Annotated in this window: 18 protein-coding genes; 7 read left to right on the forward strand and 11 right to left on the reverse strand. The window is 67.9% G+C overall.

The annotated features are described in order from the left end of the window. Together AC1DEL_RS26480 and AC1DEL_RS26485 are read left to right on the forward strand one after the other, a co-directional pair. On the forward strand, positions 1-747 hold a 747-nt coding region (locus tag AC1DEL_RS26480; protein ID WP_477126436.1), incomplete at its 5' end, for a hypothetical protein. A gap of 110 nt (positions 748-857) precedes the next feature. After that, entirely contained in the window at positions 858-1,685 is an 828-nt protein-coding gene (locus AC1DEL_RS26485) for a DUF6708 domain-containing protein (protein WP_441645740.1), read from the forward strand. A 13-nt stretch (positions 1,686-1,698) separates the two neighbouring features. Here the strand turns inward: AC1DEL_RS26485 and AC1DEL_RS26490 are convergent, their stop codons facing one another. Beyond that, complete coding sequence (locus AC1DEL_RS26490) at positions 1,699-2,949, reverse strand: Hsp70 family protein (RefSeq protein WP_092297010.1); 1,251 nt, start codon at positions 2,947-2,949, stop codon at positions 1,699-1,701. A 216-nt stretch (positions 2,950-3,165) separates the two neighbouring features. Here AC1DEL_RS26490 and AC1DEL_RS26495 point away from each other — a divergent pair, with 216 nt between their 5' ends. Genes AC1DEL_RS26495 through AC1DEL_RS26505 form a run of 3 tightly spaced genes read left to right on the forward strand, consistent with a single transcriptional unit; the run spans position 3,166 to position 6,279 of the window. Beyond that, a complete protein-coding gene (locus tag AC1DEL_RS26495; RefSeq protein ID WP_092297006.1) occupies positions 3,166-4,197 on the forward strand; it encodes a Bug family tripartite tricarboxylate transporter substrate binding protein in 1,032 nt (343 codons plus the stop codon). A 22-nt stretch (positions 4,198-4,219) separates the two neighbouring features. Beyond that, positions 4,220-5,443: a CaiB/BaiF CoA transferase family protein gene (locus tag AC1DEL_RS26500; RefSeq protein ID WP_477105641.1), complete on the forward strand. Its 1,224-nt coding sequence runs from the start codon at positions 4,220-4,222 to the stop codon at positions 5,441-5,443. Beyond that, positions 5,440-6,279 carry a citryl-CoA lyase gene (locus AC1DEL_RS26505; protein ID WP_092297000.1) on the forward strand — a complete coding sequence of 280 codons (840 nt, stop codon included), beginning with the start codon at positions 5,440-5,442 and terminating at the stop codon, positions 6,277-6,279. Before AC1DEL_RS26500 ends, AC1DEL_RS26505 begins: the two co-directional genes overlap by 4 nt. Positions 6,280-6,291: 12 nt before the next feature. Here AC1DEL_RS26505 and AC1DEL_RS26510 read toward each other — a convergent pair whose 3' ends face one another. The 3 genes from AC1DEL_RS26510 to AC1DEL_RS26520 are packed head-to-tail and all read right to left on the reverse strand — an operon-like array spanning position 6,292 to position 9,113. After that, on the reverse strand, positions 6,292-7,101 hold the full coding sequence (locus tag AC1DEL_RS26510; protein WP_441592865.1) for a phosphate/phosphite/phosphonate ABC transporter substrate-binding protein: 810 nt from the start codon (positions 7,099-7,101) through the stop codon (positions 6,292-6,294). Position 7,102: 1 nt separating this feature from the next. Further along, positions 7,103-8,107, reverse strand: a complete 1,005-nt coding sequence (locus AC1DEL_RS26515) for an ornithine cyclodeaminase family protein (protein WP_441592864.1) — start codon at positions 8,105-8,107, stop codon at positions 7,103-7,105. Between the two features lie 10 nt (positions 8,108-8,117). Further along, a complete protein-coding gene (locus tag AC1DEL_RS26520) occupies positions 8,118-9,113 on the reverse strand; it encodes a Bug family tripartite tricarboxylate transporter substrate binding protein (protein ID WP_477113840.1) in 996 nt (331 codons plus the stop codon). Positions 9,114-9,409: 296 nt separating this feature from the next. On the opposite strand from AC1DEL_RS26520, the gene hutC reads away from it, so the two are divergent. Next, a complete protein-coding gene (gene hutC / locus AC1DEL_RS26525; RefSeq protein ID WP_092296988.1) occupies positions 9,410-10,132 on the forward strand; it encodes a histidine utilization repressor in 723 nt (240 codons plus the stop codon). A gap of 6 nt (positions 10,133-10,138) precedes the next feature. Here hutC and AC1DEL_RS26530 read toward each other — a convergent pair whose 3' ends face one another. From AC1DEL_RS26530 to AC1DEL_RS26560, 7 genes are all read right to left on the reverse strand, one after another. Next, positions 10,139-11,374, reverse strand: coding sequence for a GGDEF domain-containing protein (locus tag AC1DEL_RS26530; RefSeq protein WP_092296985.1), 1,236 nt, complete (start codon positions 11,372-11,374; stop codon positions 10,139-10,141). Between the two features lie 202 nt (positions 11,375-11,576). Then, positions 11,577-12,359 (reverse strand): IclR family transcriptional regulator, encoded by a 783-nt coding sequence (locus AC1DEL_RS26535; protein WP_477126435.1) that lies wholly within the window; start codon positions 12,357-12,359, stop codon positions 11,577-11,579. 84 nt (positions 12,360-12,443) lie between these two features. Then, positions 12,444-13,211: a class I SAM-dependent methyltransferase gene (locus AC1DEL_RS26540; protein ID WP_441592863.1), complete on the reverse strand. Its 768-nt coding sequence runs from the start codon at positions 13,209-13,211 to the stop codon at positions 12,444-12,446. Between the two features lie 73 nt (positions 13,212-13,284). After that, positions 13,285-14,154, reverse strand: coding sequence for an ABC transporter permease (locus AC1DEL_RS26545; RefSeq protein ID WP_092296976.1), 870 nt, complete (start codon positions 14,152-14,154; stop codon positions 13,285-13,287). A gap of 293 nt (positions 14,155-14,447) precedes the next feature. Beyond that, positions 14,448-15,311 (reverse strand): ABC transporter ATP-binding protein, encoded by an 864-nt coding sequence (locus tag AC1DEL_RS26550; RefSeq protein WP_092296973.1) that lies wholly within the window; start codon positions 15,309-15,311, stop codon positions 14,448-14,450. 1 nt (position 15,312) lies between these two features. Next, entirely contained in the window at positions 15,313-16,356 is a 1,044-nt protein-coding gene (locus AC1DEL_RS26555; RefSeq protein WP_255370888.1) for an ABC transporter substrate-binding protein, read from the reverse strand. Positions 16,357-16,393: 37 nt separating this feature from the next. After that, positions 16,394-17,263: a TauD/TfdA dioxygenase family protein gene (locus tag AC1DEL_RS26560; RefSeq protein ID WP_441592862.1), complete on the reverse strand. Its 870-nt coding sequence runs from the start codon at positions 17,261-17,263 to the stop codon at positions 16,394-16,396. Between the two features lie 233 nt (positions 17,264-17,496). On the opposite strand from AC1DEL_RS26560, the gene AC1DEL_RS26565 reads away from it, so the two are divergent. Beyond that, entirely contained in the window at positions 17,497-18,492 is a 996-nt protein-coding gene (locus AC1DEL_RS26565; protein ID WP_092296967.1) for an aliphatic sulfonate ABC transporter substrate-binding protein, read from the forward strand. Positions 18,493-18,535 lie beyond the last annotated feature (43 nt).

Consider the following 18,535-nt stretch of genomic DNA (forward strand, 5'->3'; position numbering starts at 1 on the left):
CTGCACGAATACGGCGTACTGAAGATCGGCAGCTCGATCCCGATTTACGGCGCGGTATCGCAGGGAATCCTGACAGCTATCGACGCAGTGTGGAAGTTCGCGGGCTGGGAGCAGATGCTGCAAGCCGAAGCGCAGGCGTTGTCGTTCCAGAAGACGCGGACGCAGGACGTGCGGGTGAGTTTGGGTTATGGGTTGTATGTGGGGGCGCTGGCGTCCGGGGCAGCGGCGGTAGTGCAGGTATATGGGACGTGGCGCAATTTGTATGCGACCGGGATGGTGAAGCGGGCGACGGGGGAACGATATGCGACGCGCGCCAGAATGGCGTTGCGCGTGGCGGGTGCACTGACGGCTGTGCTGGCGGGTGTGATTGCGGTGATGGATCTTGTGGATGGTGCAGTAAACATAGGTCGAAAACACTGGTCACTAGGTTTGCTCGAGCTTTTCTCCGGTGTCACCGGAATTGGTGCAGGCCTAGTTGCTTATTGGGCCACCAGTGCCGTTCAAGGGTGGGGAACCATTGTTGCTTCGATAGTCGTCCGTGGGACAACTATCGCCTTGAGTTTGTCCGTGGTTGGTGTTGTTCTGACCGTGGCGTTGGTGGCCATCGGAGTGGTGTTAGATCACGTCAGGGGGGACAAATTCTCGCAGTGGCTGGAGCGCTGCTACTGGGGCAAGCTGACATCTGGTCGCTACACCGCCTTCGACTCTGAACAGTCGGATTTCAATCTAGCAATGGCAGTAGCATAATGTTCACTACAAGAAAACAGCTACGTCCGCTGAATAACGCGGATCGCGAGTGGCCCCTAGCAATCAAGTCGCGAGTCGGAGAGTCTCACGCGGCGGGTCGGGTGATCCGGATGAACTCCACTTATCTGGAGATGGTCGACGGCTTCTACTCGAATCGAGGAATGATGAGTTCGGCAGGGATTTTCGGCATAGTGGCCATCTCACTGACGCTCGGATTCTTTCTTTATGTGGTTGTTTTTCGTTGTTACCTAGACCCCGACTGGAATCGTCAGGATGAGGTTGAAATGCTACTGGCGTTTGGGTCTATCACGCTCGTTGGCTCTCTTTTCATTCTTGGAATTTTTAAATTCTATCTTCACATTGGCGAATGGTTCCGCTATACGCATTACCCGATGCGTTTCAATCGCCAGAACCGGATGGTCTACGTATTTCGCGGCGATGACACGGTACTTGAGGCATCCTGGGACGACCTGTACTTCAACTTGGCCCCCCACACCCGGATCGCGGGCGTCCGTATCTGGGCCATCTGCGGTCTCGTGTTGAAGGACGAGCAGACCGTCGAGGAATTGTTTGGGTTCGGCTACGTGTCGGACAGCCGAGACCATTGCCTGCACCATTGGGAATTCGTTCGGCGCTACATGGAGGAAGGGCCGCAGGCGGTAATCGGCGCGCCGGGATTCAGCTTCTGCCTCCCGATTGCCGACAAACGTGAAACCCTATATCAGGGGTGGATCGCGCTGGTGGCCGAGGATGCGTCGAACCCGATCCTCAAATGGCTGATGTTTCCGATCCACGTGACGTCCTTCCTTGGCCGTCTCATCCACCGCGCCACAAGCAAAGTGCCACTCTGGCCAGCCGATGTCGAAGTAGCCTGCCGGATCGCGCCGGACGATCCGTACGTACGTGATTCGAGCACGAATCCGGTCGGGTATCGCTGATCGGGATTTCCAGTCAGCCAAACTTCCGCGCCGCATCGCGCGCGAGGCCTGAGCCGATGCCGCCGAACAGATCCCCTTCCACGCGCTTGGCGCCCGGCAGCAGTTCCGCCAGGCGCTGGCGCAGCAGCGGCACGCTGCTGGAGCCGCCGGTGAACAGGATCGTATCGACCTGATCCGCCGTCACGCCGGCTGTGTCCAGCATGTGGCGTACCGTGCTCTCGGTCTTCGTCACCAGCTTGGCGATGGCGCCATCGAAGTCATCGCGCGTAATCAGCAGCTGGGTGTCCGGGGCGATGCGGTGCAGGTCCACCCAGGTCTTTTCTTCCTCGGACAGCGCGATCTTGGCCGCCTCTACCTGGATGGCGAGCCAGTGGCCGGCGCGGTCCTTGATCAGCCGGATCAGGCGGTCCAGCTTCTCGGTCTCGGCGGCGTCACGGTAGTTATCCATCACCAGCGACCACGCCTTGCGCGTGTAGAGCAGGTTGATGGTGTGCCAGCTCGCCAAATCGAAATACTGGCTCGACGGCATTTCCTTGCCGTTGCGTAGCTGGCTGCCCAGCCCCAGCAGCGGCATGGCGCTGGCCAGGCTCAGGGCGCGGTCGAAGTCGGTCCCGCCGATATGGACACCGCCGTTGGCCAGGATGTCGGCCTTGCGGTCGAGCTTCTTGGCGCGGTCCGGTGACAGCCGCACCAGCGAAAAGTCGGACGTACCGCCGCCAATGTCGGCCACCATCACCAGTTCCTCACCCGAGATGCCGGCCTCGTAGTCAAACGCGGCGGCAATCGGCTCGTACTGGAACGCGATCTCCTGGAAGCCCGCCGCGCGGGCGATCTCGCCCAGCGTGTCCTCGGCCAGTTGATCGGCCTTGGGGTCTTCGTCGATAAAGAACACTGGCCGGCCCAGCACCGCCTTGGTGAACGTGGTGCCGGCCGCCAGTTCGGCGCGGCGTTTCAGTTCGCCGATGAAATGGGCCAGCAGCTGGCGGAAGGGCATGGCCTGGCCCATGACCTCGGTGCTGTCGTCCATCATCGACGTGCCGAGCAGGCTCTTGAGCGAGCGCATCAGCCGGCCCTCGTAGCCGGCCAGATAGTCGCCCAGCGCGGCGCGCCCATAGCTGACCAGCGGGTCCTCGGCATGGAAGAAGATCACCGACGGGAGCGTGGTCTTGCCATCTTCCAGCGGCAACAGCACCGGCTGGTGGGGGCGCAGCCAGCCTACCGTGGAGTTGGACGTGCCGAAGTCGAGACCGCAAGCGTGGGACATTGTTCTGCCTACCTTTCAATTCTGGGCCGCTATTGTAGTGGAGCCGGACGGCTCAGGCAGACGCAATGGCCATGCCCACCCCCTCGTCATTGCCGACTTGACATGCCCCGTCGCGTCCTCCTATCCTTCGCGTGTTCCTTCTTTAAGATCAATGTTCTATCTTACAGAACTTCTCAAAGCACATCCGGACACACGAAAACCGCAGGAGACACCCGCATGTTCCGTTCCGCCCCGATCCGTTCCCGCCTTCGTTCCCGCCTCCGTTCCAGCCTTCCGTTGCCGGCCCGCGCGCTGGCGGTGACGCTGCTTGCGGCCCCGCTGCTGACCGGCGCTCCCGCCGCGCTGGCCGCCGATGCCTGGCCGAACCAGCCCGTGCGGCTGGTGGTGCCGTTCCCGCCGGCTGGCGGCACGGACGTGCTGTCGCGCCTCGTCTTCAACAAGGTCGGGGCGGCCACGCACTGGACCGTGGTGGTCGAGAATCGCGCCGGCGCCGGCGGCAATATCGGGCTGGATACGGTGGCCAAGGCCCGCGCGGACGGCTACACGGTCGGCATGGGCCAGACCGCCAACCTCGCCATCAATCCGTCGCTCTATCCCAAGATGCCGTACGACGCCGTCCGCGACTTCACGCCCGTGGTGTTGGTATCCGCCCAGCCGGTGGTGGTGATCGTGCGGCAGGATGCGCCGTTCAAGACGCTGGCCGATCTGGTGGCGGCGGGCAAGGCCAAGCAGTTGTCGATGGCGTCCGCCGGCACCGGCACCGTGGGCCACCTGACCGGCGAGATGTTCCAGCGCCGCGCCGGCATCAAGGCGCTGCACGTGCCGTATAAGGGCGCCTCCCCGGCGCTGACCGACCTGATGGGCGGCCAGACCGACTTCTACTTCGCCACGCCGCCCATCGCCCTGCCGATGCTCAAGGCCGGCAAGCTGCGCGCGCTGGCCGTGACGTCCGCCAAGCGCCTGCCGCTGCTGCCCAACGTGCCCACCGTGGCCGAACAGGGCTACGCCGGCTTCCAGGCCGAGGACTGGAAGGCGCTCGTGGCCCCGGCCGGCACGCCCGCCGAGGTGGTGCAGCGCCTGAACGCCGAGGTGAACAAGGCCCTGAAGGACCCGGACACCGTGGCCAGGCTGCGCGAGGAAGGCAGCGAGCCGCGCGGCGGCAGCCCCGCCGACCTGGCCAGCGTCATCAAGGCCGAGAACACGCGCTGGGGCACCATCGTGCGTGAGTCCGGCGCCAAGGCTGAGTAATCTTTTCAAGGCAGGACCCGTCATGCAACCGCAATCGCACCCGCAACCGAACAAGCCGCTCCGCAACATCCGCGTGCTCGACCTCACCAACGTGCTGGCCGGCCCGTTCTGCTGCCATCAGCTGGCGCACATGGGCGCGGAGGTGATCAAGGTGGAGACGCCGGGCACCGGCGACCTCGCGCGCCAGCTTGGCGCCGATGCCGACCTGAACCAGCGCCTGATGGGCGTGTCCTTCCTCGCCCAGAACCCGGGCAAGCGCTCGATCACGCTCAACCTCAAGCACGCGCGCGGCAAGGAGGTGTTCCGCAAGCTCGTGGCCAGCGCCGATGTGCTGGTCGAGAACTTCCGGCCCGGCGTGATGAAGCGGCTCGGCCTTGGCCATGAAGACCTGAAGGCCGTGAATCCGCGCCTGATCTACTGCGCGATTTCGGGCTTCGGCCAGGACGGCCCGCTCTCGGACCTGCCTGCCTACGACCAGATCATCCAGGGCATGTCGGGCGTGATGAGCATCACCGGCGACCCGGAAACCGCGCCGTACCGCGTGGGCTATCCGGTCTCCGACACCATCGGCGGCATCACGGCGGCCTTCGCCATCGCGGCGTCGCTGGCGGACACCACGCGCACCGAGGGCTATTTCCTCGACGTGTCGATGCTGGAAGCCACGCTCGCCACGATGGGCTGGGTGGTCTCCAACCACCTGATCGCCGGCAAGGCGCCCTCGCCGATGGGCAACGAGAACATGACGGCCAGCCCGTCCGGCACCTTCCGCACCGGCGACGGCCTGCTCAACATCGCCGCGAACAAGCAGGAGCAGTTCGAGGCCGTGTGCCGCGTGGTGGGCCGCCCCGAACTGGCCACCGATGCACGCTTCGCGCAGCGCCAGGCCCGGCTGACCAACCGCCGCGCGCTGACCGAGGCGCTCGAGGCGGAACTGGCCCGCGAGCCCGCCACGGTCTGGTGGCAATGGCTGAACGAGGCCGGCGTGCCGGCCGGGCCGGTGCTGAACGTGCCCGACACGCTGGCCCATCCGCAGGTGCGCGACCGCGGCATGATCGGCGATTTCCCCGATGTGCCCGGCGTGGGCCGCGACATCCGGCTGGTGCGCACCGGCTTCAAGGTCAACGGGCAGGCACCCGCCGTGGACACCCCGCCGCCCGAACTGGGCCAGCACACCCGCGACATCCTCGTCGAACTCGGCTACGCCGACGCCGACATCGACACCCTGAAACAGGAGCGCGCGCTATGAGCGACAAGACGATCGACGCCGGCCAGCAGGCCTCGCAGGACTGGTGGCACACCGAAATCATCGACATGAAGCCGGGCGAGATCCGCTATCGCGGCTACCCCATCGAGCAACTGATTGGCAATGTCTCCTTCGCCCAGATGATCTGGCTGATGCTGCGCGGCGACCTGCCGGGGCCCGGCCAGGGCGAATTGCTCGACGCCGCGCTGATGGCGGCGGTGGACCATGGCCCGCAGGCGCCGAGCATCGCGATTGCGCGCATGGCGGCCACGTGCGGCGTGGGGCTGAACAACGCGATGGCATCGGCCGTGAACGTGCTGGGCGACGTGCACGGCGGCGCCGGCGAGCAGGCGGTGGAGCTGTATCAGGACGTGGCGCAGCGCGAGGATGCCGGCGCCACGCGCGAGGCAGCCGTGGCGGCGGCGCTGCAGGCCTACCGGGAGCTGCGCGGCAAGTTTGTGTCGGGTTTCGGGCACCGCTTCCATCCGCTCGACCCGCGCGCCCCGCGCCTGCTGGCGCTGGTGGATCAGGCGGCGGCTGCCGGTGTGGTCTCCGGCCGCTACGCGGGCATCGCCCGCGCGGTGGAGCAGGCGCTCGGCGCCGGCCGGGAGAAGCCGATTCCGATGAATATCGACGGCGCCACGGCGGTGATCTACGCCGAACTGGGCTTCCCGGCCCCGCTCGCGCGCGGCCTGTTCTGCCTGTCGCGCTCGGTCGGCATCCTCTCCCACGCCTGGGAACAAACCCAGCAAGGTGGCCGCAATAAGGGCCCGATCCCCCGCCAGTTCATCTGGACGTACGACGGCGTGCCGCAGCGGGATGTGCCGGGCGCGCAATAGCCCGAGACGCCGTCAGCGGATCTCCGGATACTGCGTCGCCCCTGCCGCTGCCAGCGGCAGGCTGTCGTAGGCGGCCACGTCGGGCACGACGAAGCGCTGCACCACCACCGCCTCAAGCAATCCGGCGTAGCGGGCGTCCTCGTGCAGGCTGCACAGCTTGTCCACGAGCCGCTCCCGGTCCGGCGCCGGCAGGGTCTGGGCGGCTACCAGTAGCGGGATCGGCGTCCACGGCGTGACGGCGATGGTGTCCACCCCGGCCAGCCACGCCGGCTCATGCTTTCGTACGAGTTCGAGAAAATAGCTGTCGAGGGCGGTCACGTCGATCTGTCGCCCCTGCAGCGCCTCCAGCACGCGCGGCGGCGTGTCGAGCGGGCCGACCGAGGCCGAATACAGCGCGCTGCCCGACTCTCCCGCGTACGGGGCCAGCAGCAGCCGCGCCGCCTGATAGCCCGACTGCGAATGCGGCACCATCCAGCCGAAGCGCTGCCCGAAGGTATCGGGCAGGCTGCGCCAGCCGCATTCGCGCCGCACCAGCAGTTCGCTCCGATAGCGCGGCAGCCCGCCGTACGCCTCCACCGCCGGCACCGGCGCCACCAGCGGCACCACGGGCGCGACGTGTTCCGCGAACGGCAGTCCGCACATGAAGCCGCATACCAGGTCGCGCCGCTGCCACAGCGCCTTCAGGGAGGCCGGCCAGGCGTGCGGAATCACACGCACCGGCCAGTCGAGATCGGCGAAGACCTGCACGAACAGCCGCTGCCACGCCTCAGCCACTGCCGGCGTGGCGTTGTACATGCGCGTCGAGGCAACGCCGTGCGCCATCTCAGGCAAACCGCAGCGTCTGGCCGAGCCCCAGCGCCCGCGCCTTGGTCAGCATGGCATGGCCGAGCGCGATGTCCGTGGTGGACAGCCCGCGGTGCCAGAACAGGATGGTCTCGTCGTCGCGCTCGCGGCCCGGCTTCAGCCCCGCCACGATCTGGCCCAGCTCGGCATGGAGGTTTTCCTCGTTCAGCCGCCCGCTGTCCACGTGCTGGCGCAGCGCGCCGAACGGCAGCCCCTTGCGGCACTGGCCCCAGTCGTCCACCACCATCTTGCTCATGATGTCGGTCAGGGACAGCTCCACGGCGCTCATCGTGCCGTACGGAATCACCAGCGCGCCGGGCTTGATCCATTCGGTCAGCAGCATCGGCGTGGGCGCCGGCAGGCGGGAGGCTTCCACGATGATGTCCGCCCCGCGCACGCAGGACTCCCAGTCGTCAGTCACGATCACCGGCTTGCCGAGGTCGCGCGTCAGCCGGGCGGCAAAGGCGTCGCGGCTCTCCGGGCGGCGCGAATGGACGCGGATTTCGTCGAAATCGAAGATCGAATCGAGCAGCCTCACGTTCCAGTACGAAGTCCCGCGTGCGCCCACGTGGCCGAGGATCTTGCTGCCCTTGCGCGCCAGATGCCGCGCGCCGAGCGCCGTCACGGCGCCGGTGCGCATGTCGGTGATGGCCGTGGCGTCGATCACGGCCAGCGGCACGCCGTTGTCCGGGTCGAACAGGTTCAGCAGCGCCATTTCCGACGGCAGGCCCTGCTTGTAGTTATCGACATAGTCCGAAACCACCTTCACCCCGGCCACGTGCAGCGGCTTGATAAAGCCACGCAGCACGTTGAAATGGCCCTTGTCCGACGACTCCGGCACCAGGTGCACGCGCGGCTCGATCACGGTCTCGCGGCGGCCCTGCGCGGCCAGCGCGCCTTCCACCGCCGCCAGGATCTCGGCATCGGTCAGCGCCAGTTCGGCCACGTCCGGCCCGTTCAGGTAGGTCAGGTACAACTCTTTCACGGCGGTCTCCTTACTGCATCGGGGGAATGTTGGCGCGGTGCACGATGGCGCGCCATTTGAGCGTCTCGGCGGCGATGGTGCCGCCGAACGCCTGCGCGCTGTTGCCCACGGGCTCCAGGCCCAGCGCATCGAGTTTTTCTTTCACATCGGGCTGGCGCAGCACGGTGGCCACATCGGCCTGCCATTTCTGGACGATGGCGTCCGGCGTGCCCTTCGGCGCCACCAGCCCGTACCAGGAGGTCACGTCGAAGCCCGGATAGCCCGATTCCGCCACCGTCGGCACGTTCGGCAACTGCGGCAGGCGGCGCGGGCTGGCCACGGCCAGCGGCACCAGCTTGCCGGTGCGGATGTGCTGCAGCACCGTGGAAATCCCCCCGAACATCATCTGCACCTGCCCGGCCAGCACGTCGTTGAGCGCGGGCGCCATGCCGTTGTAGGGCACGTGCACCATCTTGATACCGGCCTCCAGGTTCAGCAGCTCGCCCGCCAGATGCGCGCCGCTGCCGTTGCCGGGCGAGGAGAAATTGAGTTCGCCCGGGTGGGCCTTGGCGTAGCTGACCAGATCCTTCAGCGAGCGGGCGTGGACGGCCGGATTCACCACCAGCACGTTCGGCGACGCCGCGAGCATGGTCACGGGCACGAAGTCGCGCGTCTCATAGCCGAGTTTCGGGAACAGGATGGGGTTCACGGTCAGGTTGCCGGCCGGGGCCAGGCCCAGCGTGTAGCCGTCCGGCGCGGCGCGGGCCACGGCCTCCATGCCGATATTCCCGGCGGCGCCGGGCTTGTTGTCCACCACGATGGACTTTCCCCACTTCTCGCCCAGTTTCTGGCCGATGAGGCGCGGCAGCGCGTCCGCCACGCCGCCGGCGGCGAATGGCACGATGATCCGCACCGGCTTGGCGGGATAGGTCGAATGGGTGTCCGGCTGTGCGCTGGCTGGCGCCGCCCACGACAGCGCTACCGGCAGCAGCCATGCCGCTGCCAGCCTGGAAAGATGACGATTCACTTCGGGCTCCCCGTGCTTTTCAATCGCGATGCTGTCGCCATGACACCGTGACTTCGGCTTGTCTTCGGCAGCAGCTTGTATAGACTGATCTTATCGATCCTGTCTGATACTGTATAGACAACTTTTTGCAGATCGAAAAGCGGTTTCCGCATAAGCGGCGCAATCCCCGCGTCATCCCTGTGTCGCGCACGGCGTTGGTGCGATGCGGCACAATGCGCGGGCATCGTCAGGGGCGGCCGGCGCCGCATTTCACCGAAGCGGACCGCGCGCACCATTACAGAGAGCCAGGAGCCTGCATGTCATCGACCCCTTCGTCGGCCACGCCGACGCCCGCCTTCCAGCGCATCAAGGACTATGTGCAGGGGGAGATCGAGGCCGGCACCTGGGGCGAGGGGGACGCCATCCCGCCCGAACTGCGGCTTGCGGCCCAGTTCGGCGTTTCGCGCATGACGGTGAACCGCGCGCTCAACGAGCTGGAGGCGGAACAGGTGCTGGTGCGGCGCAAGGGCGCCGGCACGTTCGTGGCGCCGCAGCGCTACCAGGCCACCGTGGTGGAGATCCGCAGCATTGCCGAGGAGATCCGCGCGCGCGGCCACCGCCACCGCAGCGCGCTGTTCCGGCTGGAACGCCAGCACGCCACGCGCATGCTGGCCACCCAGTTCGGCGTGGCCGAGCGCAGCATGCTGTTCCATTCGGTGATCCTGCACTACGAGAACGACGCGCCGATCCAGGTGGAAGACCGCTGGGTCAATCCGGCGCTGGCGCCGGGCTATATGGAAATCGACTTTGGCGCGGTCACGCCCAACGAGCACTTGATGCGGGTGGCGCCGCTACAGCGCGCCGAGTACCAGATCGAGGCGCAACTGCCCACGGCCGAGGTGGCAGAGATGTTGGCCATCGGCGAGGCAGAACCGGCGCTGGTGCTGCGCCGCCGCACGTTCTCGCGGGATGCGGTGGCCTCGCTGGTGGTGCTGTGGCACCCCGGCAAGCGGTATCGCTTCGGGGGCGCGCTGGGGTAGGCCCGCCTAGGCGGCGGTGACGCAGTCCATCGACGTCGGCGCCGGTGCGGGCGCTTCCGGGGTCTCGTCGATCACCATGCTCGACCCGAGCACGAACTGGTCGCGGCCCCGCTGCTTGGCCATGTAGAGCGCGCGGTCGGCTTCGGAAAACAGGTTGCGCCACAGCGACTCGCGGCTGGTGGCGCCGCCGTGCAGCTGCGCCACGCCGATGCTGACGCTGGCATGCCCGCCCCGCCCCGGCAGTTCGATCGCCCGCACCTTGCGCAGGATGCGGTTGGCCAGCGCCGTGGCCTGCTGTTCGTCCGTGTGGGGGCAGAGGATGCAGAATTCCTCGCCACCGTAGCGCGCGGCGATGTCCGAAGCGCGGCGCGAGTTGTCCAGCGCGGCGGCAATCTCGCGCAGCACGTTGTCGCCGGCGTGGTGGCCGTGGGTGTCGTTGACCTGCTTGAAGTGGTCCACGTCGATGACGAGGCAGGACAGCGCCTCGCGCTCGCGCTGCCAGCGCGCCACCAGGCCCATGGCGGTCATGTCCAGCGCGCCGCGGTTCAGCAGGCCGGTCAGTGCATCGACCCGCGCCCCGCTCTCGTTCCGGGCGATGATCTGTTCCATCGCCATCAGGCTGAAGCCGAACAGGCCCAGCAGCACCGCCACCAGCGGCGCCAGCGGCCAGACCGACGAGGCGGTCTGGGCAAAAAACGGCACCATCACGTGCCCGTGGAATGACGCCGCCTGCCCCAGCGCCGCCACTTGGGAGCCCAGCAGCACCAGATGGGAAGCCAGCACCAGCGGCCCGCCGATGCTGGTGCGCCCGCGCGCGCTGCGCAGCAGGGTAATGAGGGTGGTGAACGAGGTCATGGCCAGCACGCCGTAGCCGATGGCGTGGATCAGCAGCGGGCCGTCCGCCAGCCCGCTCATCAGCACCATCAGGACCATCACCACGGCGCCGGTGGCCCGCAGCAGCATGGCGCGCTCGGGCAGGCCGTAATAGACCCGCACGCCGCGATAGATCGCCAGCCGGCCGACGATATAGGCACCCGCGCCGAGCGCCCCGAGCTGGAGCGACCCGGCGCCCACGCTGGCCGCCACGACCAGCCCGGCCCCGGAAGCGATGACATGGCCGCTCGCCCACAGCCGCCCAGCCTCGTTGGCGCGCAGCGCGAGCACGAGCCCCGCCGCCATTACCAGCGTGCTGGAGAACACCACCATCATGACGACCAGAATGGTCTGCTGGGCCAGGTGCACGGATTCAACATCCTCTAAAGCTACCGGGGGCGGCTGCCGTTATTGCGGTTTACCCTGATCCTGGCCGCAAGATGCCCGCTGATAACGGGAATTGCGACCGGAGAGGCGCATCATAGCCCGTGCATGGCGTGCGGCGGCACCCCCGTTAAGCCGGGTTAGCGCGCACGCAACGTTTTGAAATTACTACGGAAATCCGTGCGGATCAGTCTTCGTCAGATGGGACGTTCTGCCCTGCGGGCACCGCCGGGGCGCGGGCCGGCTGGACTTCCGGGAAGGTCCCGCCAAGCGCCGCCGTAAGCTGGCGCGCAGCGGCGAGCACCTGATCGCGGAAGGTTTCCGAGAAACGCGGCGTCGGGCAGGTCAGCGTCAGCGCGCCCTTCAGTTCGCCGGCCGGGCCGAACACCGGCGCGGAGACGCCAGCGATGTCCGGACTGCGGTCGCCCACCATGGCAATCACCCCTTCCTCGCGGATGCGCTGGTAGATCTCCCCCCGGGCGCCCGAGAACGCCCGCAGCACCCGGCCGCCGGCGCCACGGTTGCGCGGCAGGAGATCGCCGGCGCGGATGTGGTCGCGCACGGGCTGGGGGGAATCCACGCGGTACAGGCACAGGCGATGCTCGCCCTGCTCCACGTGGAAGGCGGCCGATTCGCGTGTGTCGCGCACCAGCTCGCGCAGCGCGGGCACCACCACCTGTTCCAGCGAGAACGACGCCGCGTAGACCGCATTGAGCCGGGCGACTTCCGGGCCGAGCCCGTAGCGGCCATCGGGCAACCGCTGCACCAGCCGGGCATGCTCGAGCGAGGCCAGCAGCCGCAGCAGCGTGCTCTTATATAGACCGCTCCGGTGCGCCAGTTCGGCCAGGCCGAGCGCGGTATCCCCTTCCCGGAAGACCGAGAGCACGAACACCGCCCGGTCCACGGCCACGGCGCCGCCTGCGGCGCCATGCTTGTCGGCTTCGGAGAGTTGGGCGGCTTTACGTGGCATGAGGGAGCGGCGGACGGCCGGTTGGAATGGGCGTCCACCGTATAGAACGGCCCGGGGCTTGTCAATCCGCCCGGGCTAAGGGTTTCAGCCCCGTTCGGCGCAATAGGCGGCCGTGGTGTACGGGAACGCCACCGCCGTCTGGCCGCGCAGCGCCGGGTCGGTGGCGATGACGTCGTGCAACTGGGCGCGCACCGCGTCCTGCTGCGCCGGGGGCAGCGAGGCGATGAAGCTGACCGACATCACGCGGTCCACGATGACCTGCTCCGGCGCGCCGGTGTGGGTGTAGGGGAATTCCGTCAGGCGCAGCGGCCCGAAGCCTTCGGCGGGAAAGACCCGCTTCCAGTCACCCCGGTAGTAGCGCGGGGCATCCCCTTCGAACGGGGTCATGATGGCCGTGAGCCGGGCCACCCAGTCGACCGATTCATCGCGCACGTTCCACACCAGCCCGAGCTTGCCGCCGGGGCGCAGCACGCGGCGGATCTCGGCCATGGCGGCGGGGTTGGCGAACCAGTGGAAGGCCTGCGCGCAGACCACGGCGTGCACGCTGGCGTCGGGCAGCGGGATGGCTTCGGCGGTGCCGGCCAGCACCGTGGCGTCCGGCAGCTTGGCGGCCAGCTGGGCGCGCATCTCGGCGACCGGCTCCACGGCCACCACGCTGGCGCCGGTGGCGGCCAGCAGGCGGGTGAACTTGCCGGTGCCGGCGCCGAGGTCGACCACGGACTTGCCCGGGGCGAGCCCCAGCGTGTCGTGCAGCCAGTGCGCCAGTTCGGCGGGATATTCGGGACGCCCGCGGGCGTAGGTATCGGCCTGGGCGGCAAAACCCTGGGCGGCGGCATTGTGGATGGCGGTCATGGGGGCTCCGGACGAGACCACGTACCTTACTCCGCCCCTCGCCGCGGGGCAACGGGGTAACGGGCCAACCGGGTCAGTGCTGCATGCCCCAGCGCCGTACCGTCACGCGTTCCAGCGTGGTGAAGACCAGCCCCTCCACCGCCAGCCCGATCAGGATCACCGTGGCGAGCCCGGCGAACACGCGGTCTGTGTACAGCTCGTTGCGGTTCTGGAAGATGTACCAGCCCAGTCCACCCTTGCCCGACGACGCGCCGAACACCAGTTCCGCCGCAATCAGCGTGCGCCAGGCAAAGGCCCAGCCGATCTTGAGCCCGGACAGCACGGCCGGCAGCGCCGCCGGCAGCAGGATCAGCACCACATAGCGCAGGCCGCGCAGCCCGTAGTTGCGCCCGGCCATGCGCAGCGTCTCAGGCACGCCCCGAAAGCCTGCGTAGGTATTCAGCGCCAGCGGCCACAGCACCGAGTGGATCAGCACGAAGATCAGGCTCTTGCTGCCCAGGCCGAACCAGAGCAGCGCCAGCGGCAGCAGCGCGATGGCCGGCAGCGGGTTGAACATGGCGGTCAGCGTGTCGAGCAGGTCGCGCCCGAGCCGGGTGGAGACTGCCAGCGTGGTCAGCACGAAGGCCAGCGCAATGCCCGCCGCGTAGCCCTGCACCAGCACCGACAGCGACACCGCCGCCTTGCCCGGCAGCTCGCCATTGGCGATGCCTTCGCCAAACGCCCGCGCCGTGGCCAGGAAGGTGGGCAGCAGCAGGTCGTTGTCCTGGATGCGGGCGAGGATTTCCCAGAGCACCGCCAGCGCCAGCAGGATCACCGCCTTGCGCACCCAGCCCTGCTGCCAGAGGCGGCGATGGAAGGGCAGCGGCCGCGACAGCGGCACAGCGGTGAACGGCTCGAGCGCCAGTTCGTATTCAGGGCGGATGGGGGTGTCGAGGGTGGTCATATATATATAGGCGATATCGTGGCTGGGGACGCTGCCCCTCTCCCCCGGCCCCTCTCCCGCAAGCGGGCGAGGGGAGCAAAGCGGCGGTGTTCCTTCCCCTCTCCCGCTTGCGCGACGGGGAGCAAACCGGCGGTGTTCCTTCCCCTCTCCCGCTTGCGCGACGGGGAGCAAAGCGGCGGTGTTGCTCCCCCTCTCCCGCTTGCGCGACGGGGAGCAAAGCGGCGGTGTTGCTCCCCTCTCCCTCTGGGAGAGGGGCCGGGGGAGAGGGTGGGCGTCTCTACGAAGTCGAAACGCTACGCGTGCGCCCTGCCCCGCTCGCCGGCGGTTTCTGCCGGCTGATCGAACAGCATCTGGTGGATGCGCTGCGCGGCGGCCTGGAAATCGGCGCTGCCCTGGCTGGCCAGGCTGAACTGGTGGCTGTTGAGTTCCGCGCGCACGCGGCCCGGGTGCGGGGACAGCAGCAGGATGCGGTTGCCGACCACCAGCGCCTCCTCGATCGAATGGGTCACGAACAGCAGCGTGAAGGCGGCGTCGTGCCACAGTTCGAGCAGTTCCTCCTGCATGCGGCGCCGGGTCAGCGCGTCCAGCGCGGCGAACGGCTCGTCCATCAGCAGCACCTTGGGCCGCATCGCCAGCGCGCGGGCAATCGCCACGCGCTGTTTCATGCCGCCGGATAGCGTGTGCGGATAGGCATCGGCAAACTGTGCCAGCCCCACCTTGTTCAGGAAGTGCAGCGCCACCTCGGCGGCCTCGGCGGCGCCCATGCCGCGCGAGCGCCGCAGCGGGAACATCACGTTCTGCTTCACCGTCTTCCACGGCGGCAGCTGGTCAAATTCCTGGAACACGACGATGCGGTCCGGCCCGGGCGCCGCCACGCGCCGCCCTTCCAGGCGGATCTCGCCCTCGGCTGGCGGCACGAAGCCGGCCACGGCCTTGAGCAGCGTGGACTTGCCGCAGCCGGACGGGCCCAGCAGCACGAAGCGATCCCCGCCATGCACGTCGAAGCTCACGCGGTGGGTGGCGCGCACCACGCGCGCGTCGGTGCGGTATTCGAGCGAGACGCCATCCACCTGCAACAGCGGCGCAGACGGTGACGAAGACGGCGACCGGCCCGGAATCACGCGCAGATGCGCGCCTGGGTGCAGCGGTTCAGACATGTCAGCTCCCCTGGGCCGTGGCCGGGTCCTGGAAGAAGTAGTCCTGCCAGGTCTTCGGCTGGTTCTTGATCGCCCCCACGCGGTGCATGAACTCGGCCAGCGCGAAGGTGTTCTGCGGCGTGACCTTGAACTGCACCTGCGGGTTACGCAGAATCTTGACCAGCAGCGCGCGGTCGATCTTGGCCTTGTTCACGCGGATATAGAGGTCGGCGGCGGCCTCCGGATTGGCGGTGGCGAACTGCGCGGCCTCGGCCAGCGCATCGACGAAGGCGCGGTAGGTCTTGGGGTTCTCGTTGCGGAACTTCTCGGTGGCGTAGAGCACGGTGGCGGAACTCGGCCCGCCCAGCACGTCATACGAGCTGAGCACGATGCGCGCGTTGGGGTTGCCGGCCAGCTCCTGCTCCTGGAACGGCGGGTTGCCGAAGTGGCCGGTGATCTCGGTGCCGCCGGCGATGATGGCCGCCGCTGCGTCCGGGTGGGGCACGGCCACGGTCCATTTGTCGAGCCGGTTGAACTCCTTGTCGCCCCATTGCTTGGCGGCGGCCAGTTGCAGCACGCGCGACTGCACCGACACCGTGACGGCCGGCAGCGCGATGCGGTCCTTGTCGGAGAAATCGGCAATCGACTTCACCTTGGGATTGTTGCTGACGAGGTAGTACGGGAAGTTGCCGAGCGAGGCCACGCCCTTCACGTTCTGCTTGCCGTGCGTGCGGTCCCACACCGTCAGCAGCGGGCCCACGCCGGCGCCGGCGATGTCGATGGCGCCCGAGAGCAGTGCGTCGTTGACGGCGGCGCCGCCCGAGAGCTGGGTCCATTCCACCTTGACATCCACGCCCTGCTGCTTGCCGTGCTTCTCGATCAGTTGCTGGTCCCGGGCCACGTTCAGCAGCAGGTAGACCACGCCGAACTGCTCGGCAATGCGCAGGCGGCCCTCGGCGTGCGCCACGCCGGTCAGGGCGAGGCTGGCGCACTGCCCAATCAGTACGGTCAGGACGGCGGCGGCGGCGCGGCGTTTCAGGGTCGTCGAAAGAATGGACAGGGACATGCAGGGGCTCCGGATGGATTTCGGTTCGGTGTCGCGTTCAGAACGGCGTATCGCCTTCGATGGTGGTGCGGTACATCACGCGGCGCAGATGGTCGGGCGTGCCGGCGGCCAGATGCAGCAGCGAGCGGTTGTCCCAGAACACGAGGTCGTTCGGCTGCCACTGGTGGCGGTAGACGTGCGCGGGCTTCACGCTATGGGCGAACAGCTCGTCCAGCAGCGCGCGGCTTTCGTCCTCCGGCAGGCCGGCGATGCGCGTGGTGAAGTGCTCGCTGACGAACAGCGCCTTGCGGCCCGTCTCCGGATGCGTGCGCACCACCGGCTGGAGCACCGGCTTCACCTGGGCGATCTGCTCGGGCGAGAGGTTGGGCCGCCACGGGCTGCGCGCCTGCAGCTCGGCGTAGCGCGCCAGGTAGGTGTGCTCGGCCTGCAGGCCCTCCACCCGGCGTTGCAGGTCGGCGGGCAGCGCGTCCCAGGCGGTGTGCATATTGGCGAACAGCGTGTCGCCGCCCTCCTCGGGCAGCTCCCGCGCGTGCAGTAGCGAGCCGAGGCTGGGCTTCTCCTTATAGGAGAGGTCGGAGTGCCAGAAGTGGCCGGCATCGCCCAGCCCGATCGGCTTGCCGTCTTCCACCACGTTCGAGACGATCAGGATCTCGGGATGGCCGGGCAACTGGAACTGGTGCAGCACGTGGATCTGCAGCGGGCCAAAGCGGCGGCTGAAGTCGATTTGCTGCGCGGGCGTGATGCGCTGGTCGCGGAAGACCACCACGTGGTGGTCCAGATGGGCGCGATGGAGGCGCTGGAAGTCCGTCGGGGACAGCGGCTGGTTCAGATCGAGCCCGATCACTTCCGCACCAAGCGCGGCGTCGAACGGGCGGATCTCGAAATCCTGGAGGGTGGCAGTCGTCATGGCAATGCGCTTCTCGGCTTCTTGGGGGACCGGGGAACGGGGGGAACCGGGTACAAGCTATGCACTGTAAAGAGCGGGCGATATCGGAACAACGAATGAAATCGCGCGCGGTTATGCGGTTGTCGCATATGGCGCCAATCCGCATAAGCAAAGGCGGGAAGCTTCGTTCGCCACGCGGGCGCTGGCGGCTAGGCTGGCGGGCTAGACACCCACCCGAACGAAGGAAATCCGCCATGTCGCACGAATCTGACGCCACCCGCGACCCCACCCGCCGCCGCCTGGTCCTGGCCGGCCTGGGGAGCGCCGCGCTCCCGCTGCTGTCGACCCTGTCGAGCCTGTCGCACGCGGCCGATGGCGCCGAGACGCTGCGCATCGGCTACCAGAAGTCCTCCACGCTGATGATCTGGCTGAAGTCGCGCGAGACCCTGGAGAAGGCCCTCGCCCCGCTGAAGGTGAACGTGCAGTGGCACGAGTTCACCTCGGGCCTGCCGTTGCTGGAATCGCTGAACGTCAACAACCTCGACCTGACTGCCGATGTGGCGGACGCGGTGCCGCCGTTCGCGCTCGCCGCCGGCGCGCAGCTGACCTACTACGCCATCGAGACGCCCTCGCCCACGGCGCAGGCCATCGTGGTGCGGCAGGACTCGCCGATCCGCACCGTCGCCCAGCTCAAGGGCCAGCGCGTGGCATTCGCCAAGGGCGCGGGGGCGCACTACCTGCTGGTGGAGGCGCTGGCCGAAGCGGGGCTGTCCGTGCGCGACATCGAACCGGCCTACCTGACGCCCGCCGACGCCCGCGCGGCCTTCGAGCGCGGCAGCGTGGCGGCCTGGGTGATCTGGGACCCGTTCCTCGCAGCAGTGCAGCGCCAGGCCAATGCCCGCATCCTGCGCGATGGGACGAAGCTGGCCAGCTACCGGCGCTTCTATCTCGCCGCCACGCCGTACGCGAAGCGTCGGCCCGACGTGCTGGCCGTGGTCTATGACGAACTGCGCCGTGCGGGCGACTGGATCAAGCGCAACCCGGGTCCGGCGGCGGCATGGCATGCGCCGCTGATCGGGCTCGACCCGGCCACCGTGGAGGCCGCCAACCTGCGCCGTACCTATCAGGTACAGGCCGTGGACGCCGCCTCGCTCGAGGAACAGCAGCGCATCGCCGACGCCTTCGCCGCGCAGTCCATCCTGCCGAGGAAAGTGACCGTGGCGGCCTCGCCGGTGTGGAAGCCGGTGTAAGGCGCCGAAGTCAGCCGTCCTCAGTCCCCCCGGTAAGCCGATC

This window comes from Cupriavidus sp. 10L43_2, from assembly GCF_056395265.1.

What these genes read in the sequence shown, in the direction of transcription:
- AC1DEL_RS26555 (WP_255370888.1), bottom strand. Translation starts at nt 16,356, where the DNA reads ATGTCCCTGTCCATTCTTTCGACGACCCTGAAACGCCGCGCCGCCGCC.
- AC1DEL_RS26535 (WP_477126435.1), bottom strand. Translation starts at nt 12,359, where the DNA reads ATGCCACGTAAAGCCGCCCAACTCTCCGAAGCCGACAAGCATGGCGCC.
- AC1DEL_RS26560 (WP_441592862.1), bottom strand. Translation starts at nt 17,263, where the DNA reads ATGACGACTGCCACCCTCCAGGATTTCGAGATCCGCCCGTTCGACGCC.
- AC1DEL_RS26500 (WP_477105641.1), top strand. Translation starts at nt 4,220, where the DNA reads ATGCAACCGCAATCGCACCCGCAACCGAACAAGCCGCTCCGCAACATC.
- AC1DEL_RS26485 (WP_441645740.1), top strand. Translation starts at nt 858, where the DNA reads ATGAACTCCACTTATCTGGAGATGGTCGACGGCTTCTACTCGAATCGA.
- AC1DEL_RS26490 (WP_092297010.1), bottom strand. Translation starts at nt 2,949, where the DNA reads ATGTCCCACGCTTGCGGTCTCGACTTCGGCACGTCCAACTCCACGGTA.
- AC1DEL_RS26495 (WP_092297006.1), top strand. Translation starts at nt 3,166, where the DNA reads ATGTTCCGTTCCGCCCCGATCCGTTCCCGCCTTCGTTCCCGCCTCCGT.
- AC1DEL_RS26540 (WP_441592863.1), bottom strand. Translation starts at nt 13,211, where the DNA reads ATGACCGCCATCCACAATGCCGCCGCCCAGGGTTTTGCCGCCCAGGCC.
- AC1DEL_RS26505 (WP_092297000.1), top strand. Translation starts at nt 5,440, where the DNA reads ATGAGCGACAAGACGATCGACGCCGGCCAGCAGGCCTCGCAGGACTGG.
- AC1DEL_RS26565 (WP_092296967.1), top strand. Translation starts at nt 17,497, where the DNA reads ATGTCGCACGAATCTGACGCCACCCGCGACCCCACCCGCCGCCGCCTG.
- AC1DEL_RS26510 (WP_441592865.1), bottom strand. Translation starts at nt 7,101, where the DNA reads ATGGCGCACGGCGTTGCCTCGACGCGCATGTACAACGCCACGCCGGCA.
- AC1DEL_RS26550 (WP_092296973.1), bottom strand. Translation starts at nt 15,311, where the DNA reads ATGTCTGAACCGCTGCACCCAGGCGCGCATCTGCGCGTGATTCCGGGC.
- AC1DEL_RS26545 (WP_092296976.1), bottom strand. Translation starts at nt 14,154, where the DNA reads ATGACCACCCTCGACACCCCCATCCGCCCTGAATACGAACTGGCGCTC.
- hutC (WP_092296988.1), top strand. Translation starts at nt 9,410, where the DNA reads ATGTCATCGACCCCTTCGTCGGCCACGCCGACGCCCGCCTTCCAGCGC.